At 72.3% G+C, this 12,513-nt stretch carries 12 protein-coding genes and 1 riboswitch; of the genes, 2 read left to right on the forward strand and 10 right to left on the reverse strand.

Annotated elements, in window-relative coordinates:
- Positions 1–3 precede the first annotated feature (3 nt).
- The 4 genes from BMZ30_RS07945 to BMZ30_RS07960 are packed head-to-tail and all read right to left on the reverse strand — an operon-like array spanning position 4 to position 4,153.
- Positions 4–1,281 (reverse strand): ABC transporter substrate-binding protein, encoded by a 1,278-nt coding sequence (locus BMZ30_RS07945; RefSeq protein WP_093376963.1) that lies wholly within the window; start codon positions 1,279–1,281, stop codon positions 4–6.
- A gap of 27 nt (positions 1,282–1,308) precedes the next feature.
- On the reverse strand, positions 1,309–2,136 hold the full coding sequence (locus BMZ30_RS07950; RefSeq protein ID WP_093376966.1) for a carbohydrate ABC transporter permease: 828 nt from the start codon (positions 2,134–2,136) through the stop codon (positions 1,309–1,311).
- 2 nt (positions 2,137–2,138) lie between these two features.
- On the reverse strand, positions 2,139–3,077 hold the full coding sequence (locus BMZ30_RS07955; protein WP_093376968.1) for a carbohydrate ABC transporter permease: 939 nt from the start codon (positions 3,075–3,077) through the stop codon (positions 2,139–2,141).
- Positions 3,074–4,153 carry a LacI family DNA-binding transcriptional regulator gene (locus BMZ30_RS07960; protein WP_280513584.1) on the reverse strand — a complete coding sequence of 360 codons (1,080 nt, stop codon included), beginning with the start codon at positions 4,151–4,153 and terminating at the stop codon, positions 3,074–3,076. Before BMZ30_RS07960 ends, BMZ30_RS07955 begins: the two co-directional genes overlap by 4 nt.
- Positions 4,154–4,280: 127 nt before the next feature.
- Here BMZ30_RS07960 and BMZ30_RS07965 point away from each other — a divergent pair, with 127 nt between their 5' ends.
- Positions 4,281–6,323, forward strand: a complete 2,043-nt coding sequence (locus BMZ30_RS07965) for an NAD(+) synthase (protein WP_093376973.1) — start codon at positions 4,281–4,283, stop codon at positions 6,321–6,323.
- A gap of 8 nt (positions 6,324–6,331) precedes the next feature.
- Here BMZ30_RS07965 and BMZ30_RS07970 read toward each other — a convergent pair whose 3' ends face one another.
- Genes BMZ30_RS07970 through BMZ30_RS07980 form a run of 3 tightly spaced genes read right to left on the reverse strand, consistent with a single transcriptional unit; the run spans position 6,332 to position 8,708 of the window.
- Complete coding sequence (locus BMZ30_RS07970; protein WP_143073152.1) at positions 6,332–7,045, reverse strand: tryptophan-rich sensory protein; 714 nt, start codon at positions 7,043–7,045, stop codon at positions 6,332–6,334.
- Between the two features lie 56 nt (positions 7,046–7,101).
- Positions 7,102–7,890, reverse strand: coding sequence for an esterase/lipase family protein (locus tag BMZ30_RS07975; protein WP_229828510.1), 789 nt, complete (start codon positions 7,888–7,890; stop codon positions 7,102–7,104).
- Positions 7,887–8,708 (reverse strand): alpha/beta fold hydrolase, encoded by an 822-nt coding sequence (locus tag BMZ30_RS07980; protein WP_143073153.1) that lies wholly within the window; start codon positions 8,706–8,708, stop codon positions 7,887–7,889. The genes BMZ30_RS07975 and BMZ30_RS07980 overlap by 4 nt, the downstream gene beginning before the upstream one ends.
- A 417-nt stretch (positions 8,709–9,125) precedes the next feature.
- Here BMZ30_RS07980 and BMZ30_RS07985 point away from each other — a divergent pair, with 417 nt between their 5' ends.
- Positions 9,126–9,800, forward strand: coding sequence for a VIT1/CCC1 transporter family protein (locus BMZ30_RS07985; RefSeq protein WP_229828639.1), 675 nt, complete (start codon positions 9,126–9,128; stop codon positions 9,798–9,800).
- A gap of 16 nt (positions 9,801–9,816) precedes the next feature.
- Here the strand turns inward: BMZ30_RS07985 and BMZ30_RS07990 are convergent, their stop codons facing one another.
- The 3 genes from BMZ30_RS07990 to BMZ30_RS08000 form a co-directional block, all read right to left on the reverse strand.
- Positions 9,817–10,131 (reverse strand): DMT family transporter, encoded by a 315-nt coding sequence (locus tag BMZ30_RS07990; RefSeq protein WP_093376981.1) that lies wholly within the window; start codon positions 10,129–10,131, stop codon positions 9,817–9,819.
- Positions 10,132–10,141: 10 nt separating this feature from the next.
- A riboswitch (guanidine-III (ykkC-III) riboswitch) is annotated at positions 10,142–10,205 on the reverse strand.
- 50 nt (positions 10,206–10,255) lie between these two features.
- Entirely contained in the window at positions 10,256–11,248 is a 993-nt protein-coding gene (locus BMZ30_RS07995; protein ID WP_093376983.1) for an NAD(P)/FAD-dependent oxidoreductase, read from the reverse strand.
- A gap of 59 nt (positions 11,249–11,307) precedes the next feature.
- Positions 11,308–12,480, reverse strand: a complete 1,173-nt coding sequence (locus BMZ30_RS08000) for a winged helix DNA-binding domain-containing protein (RefSeq protein ID WP_093376986.1) — start codon at positions 12,478–12,480, stop codon at positions 11,308–11,310.
- Positions 12,481–12,513 lie beyond the last annotated feature (33 nt).

Consider the following 12,513-nt stretch of genomic DNA (forward strand, 5'->3'; position numbering starts at 1 on the left):
CGGTCAGCCGGTGATCTCGTCCCAGCCGGCGGTGAGCTCGTCGCCCAGCGCCGCGCTGTCGGTCTCGCCGGCGAGGAAGCGCTGGAACGCCGGCGTCGCGACGGTGTCCTTCCACTGCGCGTACGCGTCCACGAACAGGTACGGCGCCGAGGTGAAGTGCTGACCGGACGACAGCACCGTCTCCCAGCCCGGCTCACCGGCGAGGTTCTCGGCCATGAGCTCCTGGGCCGACGTCGTCGCGGGGATGAGCGCGTCGGCCTCGTTCAGCGCCGCCAGGTTCTCCGCCTTCGTGAAGAACTCGAGGAACTCGGCCGACTCCTCGACGTGCTCGGAGTCGACGTTCACGCTGAGCGTCTGCGGGTTGGCCGCCTGCCCGGCGCCGTCGGGCCCCTCGAGGGGCGGCAGGACCGTCCACTCGAATCCCTCGGGCGCGTCGTTGGCGATGTTGGCCGCCTGGAACGAGCCCTGGATGGTCATCGCGATGTCGCCCGCGTAGAACGAGGCGAGCACCTCCGAGCCGGACTGCGTGAGGCTCACGGGGAGGATGGTGCCCTCCTCCTTCATCTCGCCCACCAGCGTGGGGATGGCCAGCTCGCCCTCGCCGACCGTCAGGGTCGCGTCGGCCCCGCTGCCCTCGAAGTAGGTGCCGCCGAAGTTCGGCCCCATGGTCATGAACGCGGCGGTCGGGCTCTTGAGGCCCCAACCCAGGCCGTGCACGCCGTCGCCGGTGGCCTTGGTCGCGATCTCCTGCAGCTGGTCCCACGTCATCGTCTCGCCCGTGGGGATCTCGACACCCGCCTCCTCGAGGAGCGTCGTGTTGGCGAACACCATGTAGGACTGCAGCTCGGTCGGGTAGGCGATCACCTTCTCGTCCACGGTCACCGTGTCGAGGATGCCCTCGGGGATGTCGGCGATGCGCTCGTCGGACATGAGCTCGGTGAGGTCGGCGAGGTAGCCGTCCACCGCGAAGGGCACGATGCTCGCGGCCTCGTAGTGGATGATGTCCGGCGCCGCGCCCCCGTTGAACTGGGTGATGAGCTTGTCGTAGATGCCGTCCCACCCGGCGGGGACGATCTCGACCTGGACGTCGGCGTTGGCCTTGTTCCAGTCCGCGACGATGGCCTCGGTCGCGGCGATCGCGGCAGGCTGGTCGGACAGCGACTGGAAGCTGAGGGTGACGGGACCGTCGCCCTCCGCCGGGTCGTCGGAGCCGCCGCAGGCGGACAGCAGGAGGACGCCGGCGGTGAGGCTTGCGACAGTGAAAGCTCCACGCTTGTGCATGTCTCGTTCCTTTCGAGGTGGGACTGGTTAACCTTTGACGGCTCCGGCGAGGAGCCCGCCGGTGAGCCTCTTCTGCATGATCGAGAAGAAGACGATGCTGGGGATCGCCGCGAGCACAGAGCCCGCCGCGAGCGGCCCCAGGGCGACCTTGCCTTCGCCGCCGATGAACATCTTCAGCGTGATGGGCAACGTGTAGTTGTCCGGTGACTGGAGCAGCACGAGGGCGAAGAAGAACTCGTTCCAGGACGAGACGAACGAGAACATCGCGGTCGCGACGATCCCGGGGCGCAGCAGCGGGAAGACGATCTGGCGCAGCACCGTGCCGCGGCTCGCGCCGTCCATCGAGCCGGCCTCCTCGAGGTCGACCGGGATGGAGGAGACGTACCCCTGCAGCATCCACAGGGCGAACGGCAGCGTGTACGTCGTGTGCACGAGCGTGAGGCCGACGAGCGAGTCGTTCAGCCCGATGGTCCGCAGGATGAGGAACAGCGGGAGGATCACCAGGATGACCGGGAACACCTGGCTCACGAGGATCCAGCCCGTTCCGACGGTGCGCGCCCAGCCCTTGAACCGGGCCAGCACGTAGGCGCCCGGCAGGGCGATCACGATCACCAGCACGGTCGAGACGAGCGCGACGACGAGCGAGTTGCCCGCCGAGCGCACGAGGCCCTGGCGGTCGAGGGCCTGGGAGAAGTTGCCCCACTCGAGCTGCTGCGGGATCAGGCTGACGGTGAGCGAGTTGAGCTCGCCCGACGACTTGAGCGACGCGGAGATCAGCCACAGCAGGGGGAAGCCGAGGAAGATGATGTAGAAGAGGAGGCCCAGGTACTGCGCGGGGCGGACGAGGGATCGCACGGTCAGGACTCCTTCTCGTCGCGGAACTGGGACCACAGGTAGACGGACAGCAGCAGCACGACGACGACGACGAGCACGACGCCCATCGCGGCGGCGTAGCCGATGTTGCGGTTCTTGAACGCCTCGAGGTACGTGAACAGCATCGGGAGCATGGTCTTGCCGCCGGGGCCACCCTCGGTGAGGACGTAGACGAGGCTGAACGAGTTGAAGTTCCAGATGAAGTTCAGCGAGGTGATCGACGTGACGATCGGGCGCAGGCTCGGCCACGTCACGGCGGTGAAGCGGCGCCACGCGGACGCACCGTCGACGCTCGCGGCCTCGTGCAGCTCGCCGGGGATCTGCTGCAGGCCGGCCAGCAGGGTCACGGTGGTCTGCGGCATGCCGACCCAGACGCCGACGACGATCACCGCGGGCAGGGCGGTGGTGAAGTTCGCGAGCCAGTTCGTGTCGTCGGGCAGCCCGAGCTTGCCGAGGAACGCGTTGAGCGGCCCGGCGTTGGGCGAGTAGATCATCCGCCACATGATCGACACGACGACCGGCGGCATGGCCCACGGTATGAGTGCGAGCACGCGCGTCAGGCCCTGGAACCGCAGGTTCGAGTTGAGCAGCAGGGCGAGGCCGAGGCCGGCGAGCAGCTGCAGCAGCGTCACGGAGACGGCCCAGATCATGCCGATCCGGAACGAGTCCCAGAAGAACCCGTTGTCGAGGAGGCGCTCGAAGTTCTCGAGCCCGATGACCTGGTACTCGGGGTTGCGCACGAGCCGCGCGTCCGTGAACGCGAGCGCGATGCCCATGACCAGCGGCGCGACCGAGAGCACGAGTACCGGCAGCAGAGACGGCAGGACGAGCCCGATCGCCTCGCGACGCCGCGCCTTGGCGAGCCCGCCGGTGGGCTGGCGCGCGACGTCGTCGGGCTTGCGCCGGGTGGCCGTGTCGGTCATCGGGCGACCTCCTCGTCGGTGAGGGTGGATGAGGACTCGCGGCTGATCAGCGTGGGAGCGACGGTCACGGTGGTGGCGGCGCGGCCGGGGTCGGCGAGCCGCTCGAGCAGCAGGGTCGCGGCGGCGCGGCCACGCTCGCTCGAGCGCAGGGACACGCTGGTGAGGCTGGGCTGGAAGACGCCCGCGAGCTCGGTGTCGTCCATGCCGGTCACGGCGAGGTCGCCGGGGACGGACAGACCGCGCTCGACGGCCGCCTTGATGGCACCCACGGCGAGCAGGTCGTTGGCGGCGACGAGGGCGTCGATCCGCCCGGGGTGCTCGTCGAGCAGCGCGCGCGCCGCCTCGAGCCCCGCGGCGACGGTGAAGTCGGCCGCGACGCGGCACTCGACGGCCTGGGCGCCCACGGCTGCCATCGCCGGGGCTGCCGCGTCGAAGCCGCGTTGACGCGCCTCGCCCGGCGTCGTGTCCAGCGGGCCGTTGAGGAAGGCGATGCGGCGGTGGCCCAGCGCCAGCAGGTGGTCGACCGCCTGGCCGATGCCCCCGGCCGAGTCGGTCGTGACGGTGTCGAGGGTCGACTCCCCCGTGCGTCCGATCACGACCACGGGCATGCCCGACGACGTCAGCTGCTGCCCGAGCTCGGGGCTCGTCCGCAGGGGGCTGAGGATGAGGCCGTCGACGAGACCTGCCGCGAGGCCCGCCACGAGCTCGGCCGTCGACTGCGGCGAGCCGCCCGTGCTGGCGACGACGAGGCGGTAGCCGCGCTCGGCGACGACGGACTGGATGGCGGTCATCATCTCGACGTAGACCGGATTGCCGATGTCCGCGACGGCGAAGGCGATCTGGAAGGTCTTGCGCATGCGCAGCGAGCGTCCGGTGGCGTCGGGCTGGTATCCGAGCTCGGCGGCAGCGGCGCGGACGCGCTCGACCATCGCGGGGCTGGCGCCGGTGCCGTGTAGGGCGCGGGAGGCGGAGCCGAGGGACACGCCGGCGCGGGCGGCGACGTCGGGCAGGGTCACGCGGGTGCCGGCCATGGCGGGCCTCCTCTCGTCGTCGAGCGGGATGGACGTCAGTGTCACGGGCCATCTGGAATGTTGTTGGAAACGTTTCCAGTGGGCTGCGTCACACACTTCCACGCGGACGTCGGAGGTGTCAAGCGCTCGCGTTGGCCTGCGGCTGTCCCCGGCTCCTGCCAGACTCAGGACCATGAACTTCGCCTCTGCCTACGACCACGGGTTCGTCCGCATCGCCGCGGCCACCGTCCCGGTCACGATCGCCGATCCCGCCGCGAACGCCCGCGCCGTCGTCGCCGAGGCTCGCGCGTGCCACGAGGACGGGGTCGGCGTCGTCGTCTTCCCGGAGCTCTGCCTGTCCGGCTACTCGATCGACGACCTCTTCCTCCAGGACGTGCTGCTCGACGCCGTCGAGCACGGGCTGGCCGAGGTCGTCGCGGCGTCCACCGAGCTGCTCCCCGTGCTCGTCGTCGGCGCGCCGCTGCGGATGCGCAACCGCCTGTTCAACTGCGCGGTGGTCGTGCACCGGGGCCAGATCCTCGGGGTGGTGCCCAAGTCCATGATCCCGACCTATCGGGAGTTCTACGAGCGCCGCCACTTCGCCGCGGGCGACGACATGCGCGGCCAGGAGATCCGGGTCGCCGGCCGCACCGTGCCCTTCGGCCCGGACCTGCTGTTCGACGCGACCGACGTCCCCGGCCTGGTGCTGCACGTCGAGGTCTGCGAGGACATGTGGGTGCCGGTCCCCCCGAGCGCGGAGGCCGCCCTCGCGGGCGCGACCGTGCTCGCCAACCTGTCCGGCAGCCCCATCACGGTGGGCCGCGCCGAGGACCGGCATCTGCTGTGCCGCTCGGCGTCGTCGCGCTGCCTCGCCGCGTACGTGTACGCCGCCGCGGGCGCGGGCGAGTCCTCGAACGACCTGTCCTGGGACGGCCAGACCATGCTCTACGAGAACGGCGTGCTGCTGGCCGAGACCGAACGTTTCCCCGAGGGCTCGCGCCGTTCGGTGGCCGACGTGCACGTCGAGCGGCTCGTGACCGAACGCCTGCGGCAGGGCACGTTCGACGACAACCGCCGCACCCACGCGGCCCGCACCGAGGCGTTCCGCACCGTGGCGTTCGAGCTCGAGCCGCCGCGCACGGACATCGGCCTGCGCCGCCGGATCGACCGCTTCCCCTTCGTGCCCGACGACGCCGCGCGCCTCGAGCAGGACTGCTACGAGGCGTTCAACATCCAGGTCTCGGCCCTGCAGCAGCGGATGCGCTCGATCGGCGAGCCGAAGCTCGTCATCGGCGTCTCCGGCGGACTCGACTCGACCCACGCGCTGCTCGTCGCCGCCCAGGCGATGGACCGCCTCGGCCGCCCGCGCACCGACATCCTCGGCTACACACTGCCGGGCTTCGCCACGAGCGACCACACCAAGAACAACGCGCACGCGCTCGGCAAGGCGCTCGGGATCTCCTTCGAGGAGATCGACATCCGTCCCGCCGCGCAGGAGATGCTCACGCAGATCGGCCACCCGTTCGGCCGCGGCGAGAAGGTCTACGACGTCACCTTCGAGAACGTCCAGGCCGGGCTGCGCACCGACTACCTGTTCCGGCTCGCCAACGACCGCGGCGGCATCGTCGTCGGGACCGGGGACCTGTCGGAGATGGCGCTCGGCTGGTGCACCTACGGCGTCGGCGACCAGATGTCCCACTACGCCGTGAACACGGGCGTGCCGAAGACGCTCATCCAGCACCTCGTGCGCTGGGTGATCTCCTCGGGCCAGTTCGCCGACGACGTCTCGAGCGTCCTGCAGTCGGTCCTGGACACCAAGATCACGCCCGAGCTCGTGCCGGCCGGCGAGGACGAGGAGGTGCAGAGCACCGAGGGGACCATCGGCCCGTACTCGCTGCACGACTTCACGCTCTTCTACGTGCTTCGCTACGGCCTGCGGCCCTCGACCATCGCGTTCCTCGCGCACCACGCCTGGAAGGACGCTGAGGCCGGGCAGTGGCCCCCCGGCTTCCCCGAGGACGCGCACTACGCGTACACCCTCGCCGACGTCCGGCAGTGGCTCGAGGTCTTCCTCAAGCGCTTCTTCGGGTTCAGCCAGTTCAAGCGGTCAGCGCTCCCGAACGGCCCCAAGGTCATGGCCGGCGGCGCCCTCTCTCCGCGGGGCGAGTGGCGGGCGCCGTCGGACGGCAACGCGAACGCGTGGCTCGCCGAGCTGGAGAACGTGCCGACGTCCTGAGCGGACCGTCAGTCGCGCGGGGCGGTGATCCGGCGTGCGAGGGCGACCAGCGCCACGAGCGCGACGAGGCCCGCGACCGCGGCGGCGGCCGTCGCCGTCGTCGTCGACTCCGGCTGTCCCTGGAGCCTGGCCACGGCGATCCATGCGACGCCCCACGTGATGGCCGCGGCGGCCGCTGTCGCCACGAGGCTCCCGCGGCCCACGACGGCGAGCGCGACGCCGACCAGGCCCGCGACGGCCAGCACCACGACGGACCACGGCACCGGGTTCCCGCCGGCGTCGACGCCCGAGCTCGCGAGCGCCGCCGCGACGTTCGCGACGGTCGCGACGCACACCCAGCCCAGGTAGACGCCGAGCGTGCCGTCGGCCACGGCCGCGCCGATCGGGTTCCGGGTCGGCGTCGCGCGCAGCCGCAGGAACAGGGCGACAAGGACGCCGAGCAGGACCACGATCACGACGACGCTCAGCCACACCTGGCCGGCCTGGACCACGAGGATCCACGCGGCGTTGAGCAGCTGGCTGGCGACCACGAGCCACGCGATGCGCCGGCGGTCGTCGAAGTCCCACCACTGCCACAGCGTGTACGCACCGAGGCCCACGTAGATCAGCGTCCAGATGGAGAACGCGCCCGACGCCGGCGCGAGGTGCGTCGAGTCGCTCGCGAGCACACCTCCGGCGGCCTCGGCGATGGGCGTCCCGCCAAACACGCCGACGCCGATCATCGAGCCGACGAGACACGTACGCGACGGTGACGGAGATCTGCCGCGCGAGCGGCCGGTCAGCGCTGGTGCGGGAGGTCGTTACCATGCTCGACGGTAGCCGTATCCCGACATTCGGCGCATCCGCACGCAACCAAGGCGGGGAGCATCACGAGCAGACGCGGGCTCGACAGGATCCGGAAGTGCCCCGTGGACGGCAGCTCGACGTTGTGCGCGCCGTCGAGCCGCGAGCCGTCAGGGATGTGCGGGTCGAACTGGCCGTAGACCGAGGTGATGCGCGCGTTCACGGCGAGGTTCGCGGCTAGCGTGCGCAGGCCGGCGTGGGACGGCGAGAACATGCGCAGGTTGGGGATCGGTACGAGCCGGGCGTACGGGGACCCGGAGAACGGCGTCGAGATCGCGACCATGCAGCGCACCCGAGCATCCTCGCCGCGGGCGGCGTCCTCCACCATGAGGTGCTTGCCGATCAGGCCGCCCTTGGAGTGCGCGACGACGACGACGTCGCGCAGGTCGTGGTCGTCGAGGTACTGGGAGGCGAGCTGGGCCGACTCCGGGATCGGCGCGGTGTTGCGGCGCAGGTCGGACAACACGTGCACCTCGTGACCGTGGTCGCGCAGCAGGCGGGCGACGGGCCGCAGGAACTGCCAGGTCTCGTAGACGCCGGGGATGAGCAGGACCTGGCGGGCGGTCTCCGACGCCGTGGGGACGCCCCGGTACGCGTCGGGCGCGGTCCGGTCGACCGCCGCGCGGGCCTGCCAGGCGGCGGCGTAGGCGTAGTCCGCGGCCCACGCCGGCCCGAACCGCACGGCGCGGGCCAGGTGGCGCCCCCAGCGCGCCGCTCCCCTCACGGCGTGGGCGTGCCTCGGCGGCACAGCTCGGCGACGGTGACGGGGTGGGTGATCTGCGTCAGGTGCGGGGCGCCCGGGACCTCGGCCCAGGAGCCGCGCGGCAGCGTGTGCGCCATGCGCTGCACCCAGTCGTCGCGCGCGATCATGTCCTTCGCGCCGCGCACGACGAGCGTGGGGACGCGCACCCGGGACAGCTTGTGCTCGATCTTGTCCGCGAACATGAACGCGGCCGTCACGAGGTAGCGTCGGACGCCGGCGCGGGCGTACTCGCGCAGGACGACCTTGTTGGCGCGCCAGGGCTCGCGCGTGCCGTCGACCCCGAGCCGGGCGGCGTGGCCCAGGAGGCTGCGGCGGCGCGGGTCCGTCGTCGGGCCGATCAGCACGGCGCGGTCCGCGGCGTGCGGGTACCGGGCAAGGGCGTCGACGACGATCTGGCAGCCCATCGACTGCCCGACGAGGACCGTCTCCCGCGCGTCGCTCTCGGGTGCGCGTCGCGGGATCCCGCGCAGCGCGTCGACGAGCGCGTCGGCGTGCTCGGGGATGTCTAGGTCGCCCTGCTCGTGGCTGCGGGTGCCGAAGCCGTGCAGATCGACCCGCAGCACGCGGCTGTCGCGGCCGAGCTCGTCCGCGAGGTCGGTGAAGTAGCGCATCGACATGCCCAGGCCGTGGACCAGCACGTACGTCGTCGGCGCCGTCAGCACGCCGGTCTCCAGGATCCCCACCCGAGCGTCCCCGACAGCGATCAGGTGCCGGGCCTTCCGCAGCGGGGCGGCGGCGAGGTCCGCGGCGGAGCGAGCGGAGGGGGCGGGGGTCAGCATCCCCCCAGTCTGCGGGCCAGCACCTGTTCGCGCCCGCCGTCCCCTCACCCAACATTCCCGCCCACCCAACATCCCCGCCCACCCAACATCCCCGCGAGATCGTCACTTTGCCCCCGACTTCGCGACATAGAACTCACGAAGTCGGGGGCAAAGTCACGAAGTCGGCGCGCTGGGAACGCCGAGCGCGCGCGGGGAACCGCCGAGCGGGCACGCCGGGCACACCGCGGGCGCGCGCAGCAGCCATGCACAGGGCGGCGACGACCAGCCCGAGAGCCGCGTATTTCCGCGGGATAGGGCCGCCTTTCCTTGCTTGCGGGCCACCGGACACCCGCCTAGCGTCGAGGTATGAGCATCGTGTCGAACGCCGTCAGCGCGGTCACCGGGGACCCCGGCGGCATCATCGCGCGAGGTGGCGGCATGGAGCGTCGGCTCAACGCCCTGCGTGCCGGTGTGCTCGGCGCGAACGACGGGATCGTGTCGATCGCCGCGGTCGTCGTCGGCGTCGCGGGTGCGACCACGGACACCGCGCCGATCCTGCTCGCGGGCCTGGCGGCGTCGATCGGTGGCGCGGTGTCCATGGCGCTGGGCGAGTACGTCTCGGTGAGCAGCCAGCGCGACACCGAGGAGGAGATCATCGACCACACGCGCCAGGCGCTGGCGACCGATCCCGCCGCGGAGCTCGCCGCCCTGGCCCGGCTCTACGAGGAGCGCGGCGTCAGCGCGCCCACGGCTGCGGCCCTCGCCCGCGAGCTGTCCGACGTCGACGCCTTGGACGCCCACCTGCACGAGCGGCACAACCTGGACCGGCACGACGTCGCGAGCCCGTGGCACGCGGCGGGCGCGAGCTTCGTGGCGTTCGCGCTCGGCGCGGTGCTGCCGATGCTCGCGATCCTCCTGCCGCCCGCGAGCGCACGCGTCCCGGTGGCCTTCGCGGCGACGCTGCTGGCGCTCGCGCTGACCGGCATGGTCGCGGCGGGCATCGGCGGCAGCTCGAAGGTCCGCGCGGCTGCGCGAGTCGTCGTCGGCGGCACGCTCGCCCTGGGCGCCACGTACCTCACCGGGGTGCTCCTGGGCACCGCGGGCGTCGTCTAGCCCGGGATCGGCCGGTCTAGTCGAGGACCTTGAGCCCGACGACGCAGCCGACGATCCCGAGCAGCAGCAGGATCTTCACGAGCGACACGGCTTCTGCGCCGGTCGCCATCGCGTAGCCGACGGTCAGGCTCGCGCCGATCGCGACCCACACGGCGTACGCGGTCCCGGTGGGCAGCTCGCGCATCGCGTAGGCGAGCCCGGCCATGCTGCCGAGCAGCGCGACGCCGAACACGACCGCGGGGCCGAGCTTGGTGAGGCCGTCCGAGCGGCCGAGCGCGGTGGCCCAGACGGCTTCGAGGCCACCGGACAGGATGAGGACGATCCACGACATGGCAGTTCTCCCTGGGCCGTCTTGTCGCTCGCCGGGTACGGCACCCCTCGTCCGGGAGCCCGCCAGGGCTCTGCCCTCAGGTTCTCACACGCCCCGCGCGGGGTCACTGCCTCGCACGGTGCCCTTACTCACCACCGGACTGCTGCTCGGCGACGGCGCGGTCGGTGTCCTCGCGCACGAGGTCCGCGTTGATCGCGACAGCCGCGCGCAGGCCCATCGCTGCCGAGGTGACGACCTGCGCCTCGACCTGGGCCACGTTGCCGGCGACCCAGATCCCGGGCACGTCGGTGGCCCCGTCGCCCGCGCCGATGAGCCGCCACGCGAGGGGTTCGTCGTCGTGCGCCTCGGTCCGGGCCTCGGGGCTCAGGACGTCGAGGAACTCCGCGCGCGCCACGATGATCGGTGTCACCACGAGCGCCTCGCACGGCTCGACGTGCTCGGTGTCCCCCGCGAGGCGCACTCCGCTCAGCCTTCCGTCCGCGCCGGTGACGACGCCGGTCACCTCGCCCTCGACGATGCGCACCCCGCGGGCCTGGAGGCGGGCGCGCTGGGCGTCGTCGGGCAGCGGGGTGTCATGGGTGTAGAGGGTGACGTCGTCGCTCCACTGGCGCAGGAGCAGCGCCTCGTCGACCGACGTCGGCGCGGTGACGAGCACGCCGATCTTCTTGTCGCGCGCCTCCCAGCCGTGGCAGTACGGGCAGTGCAGGACGTCGCGTCCCCACAGCTCGGCGAGGCCGGGGATGTCGGGGAGCCCGTCGCGGGTGCCGGTCGCCACGAGCAGCCGCCGCGCCTCGACGCTGCGCCCGTCGGCCAGCCGCACGGTGAACGGCCCGGCGTCGCTCGCCTCGGCAGGGCCGACGACGTCGGTCACCTCCCCGGCGAGGACCTCCCCGCCGTAGCGAGTCACCTCGTCCCGGCCGCGCGCGAGCAGCTCCGACGGCGCGATGCCCTCGAGCCCCAGGTAGCCGTGCACGTGCTCGGCGGCGGTGTTGCGCGGCGCGCCCGAGTCGATCACGAGGACGGAGCGCCGCGCGCGCGCCAGCGCCACGGCTCCGCTCAGACCCGCGGGTCCTCCGCCGATGACGACCACGTCGTAGGTCTGGTTCACCCGACCCATCCTGACCGTGCGTGGCGACGGCGGCGACTCGAACAGCCCCGTCCGGACCGTGACCTGTGTCAGCCCGGCCGCGGCGCGACGAGGACCTCCCGCAGCGGTGCGCCGACGAACCGCGCGTACCGCGATGCCTCCCGAGCAAGTCCCCGCTCGACGCCGCGTGGTACGTCCCCGAACGTGTCCGCGACGACGCGCACGCCCGCGGCCGCCTCCACAGCGCGCCACGTGCCGATCACGCGACCGCGGTGCACGAGGGTGCGGCGGAAGACGCCGTTCCCACCGGGCACGATCAACCCCGCGTGCTCCCGGGCGAGGGTCGCGGTCCGATCTGCGTAGCCGAGCAGGAGCTCGTCGAACCCGGGCAGCGCGAGGACCGGCCGAGCCGATTCCGTGCGGGAGCCGACCCGCACATTCCCGGAGGCGCTGCGCCTGCCAGCCGCGCCCACGTCGAGCAGCGGCGCCCACGCCAGGTGCTCGACTCCTCCGACCTGCACGGCTTCGACCTCGTCGCCGAGCTCCGCGACTGCCCCGCGCAGAGCCCGCACGGGCAACCCTGACCACCAAGAGATGTCGGCCGCCGTCGCAACCCCGCGTCCGCGCAGGTACCGGCGGACGATCGCGCGCATCCCCTCCTCGTCGTCGAGGCGGCGCGGGTTCGGCACGTGGTCGGCGACGAGCACGAGCTGCTGCTCGGCGCCGTCGAAGGGCCCGAACGCGATCAGTCCTTCGATCGCCAGGTGGCTGATCAGGTGGTAGCCGCGCTGGCCAGCGGTGGGGACGCCGGCCTCGTCGAGCGCCTCCTTGAACCGCGTCCGCGACACGCGCGCGCCGCCGGCCAGCTCACGGGCGGCGACCTCGCGGGCGACCTCCAGCACACCCTCGTCGATCTCGAGCTCCCTGCGCCGGCGCGCGGCCGCCGCGATCATCCGCGGGCCGGTCAGCGCGAGCACCCACCCAACGTCGGTCGCGGCGAGGACGTGCAGCGTCCCGCGGAACGGCCACGTGCGCACGAGGACGCCCGCGTCGAACGCCGCACGCACCGCCTCGCGGTCCGCACCGTCCGTCCGGAGCCCCAGGGACCAGAGCACACCGGGCAGGTCCTGCCCCTGGAGGGCGAACAGCTCGTCGACAACACCGACGACGCCCTCGGCACCGCCCGCGCCGGGCTCGCCGCTCAGGCCCTGCGCGCGGAGCCGAAGCCCACGGACCTCGGACGGCGTCAGTCTCACGGTCATACCGCCATCATGACCCCGCGCACCGACGTGCCT

The sequence above is a fragment of the Flavimobilis marinus genome, from assembly GCF_900113055.1.
Lineage (GTDB): Bacteria > Actinomycetota > Actinomycetes > Actinomycetales > Cellulomonadaceae > Flavimobilis > Flavimobilis marinus.

What these genes read in the sequence shown, in the direction of transcription:
- BMZ30_RS07990 (WP_093376981.1), bottom strand. Translation starts at nt 10,131, where the DNA reads ATGTCGTGGATCGTCCTCATCCTGTCCGGTGGCCTCGAAGCCGTCTGG.
- BMZ30_RS07955 (WP_093376968.1), bottom strand. Translation starts at nt 3,077, where the DNA reads ATGACCGACACGGCCACCCGGCGCAAGCCCGACGACGTCGCGCGCCAG.
- BMZ30_RS07970 (WP_143073152.1), bottom strand. Translation starts at nt 7,045, where the DNA reads ATGATCGGCGTCGGCGTGTTTGGCGGGACGCCCATCGCCGAGGCCGCC.
- BMZ30_RS08000 (WP_093376986.1), bottom strand. Translation starts at nt 12,480, where the DNA reads ATGACCGTGAGACTGACGCCGTCCGAGGTCCGTGGGCTTCGGCTCCGC.
- BMZ30_RS07995 (WP_093376983.1), bottom strand. Translation starts at nt 11,248, where the DNA reads ATGGGTCGGGTGAACCAGACCTACGACGTGGTCGTCATCGGCGGAGGA.
- BMZ30_RS07965 (WP_093376973.1), top strand. Translation starts at nt 4,281, where the DNA reads ATGAACTTCGCCTCTGCCTACGACCACGGGTTCGTCCGCATCGCCGCG.
- BMZ30_RS07985 (WP_229828639.1), top strand. Translation starts at nt 9,126, where the DNA reads ATGGAGCGTCGGCTCAACGCCCTGCGTGCCGGTGTGCTCGGCGCGAAC.
- BMZ30_RS07945 (WP_093376963.1), bottom strand. Translation starts at nt 1,281, where the DNA reads ATGCACAAGCGTGGAGCTTTCACTGTCGCAAGCCTCACCGCCGGCGTC.
- BMZ30_RS07980 (WP_143073153.1), bottom strand. Translation starts at nt 8,708, where the DNA reads ATGCTGACCCCCGCCCCCTCCGCTCGCTCCGCCGCGGACCTCGCCGCC.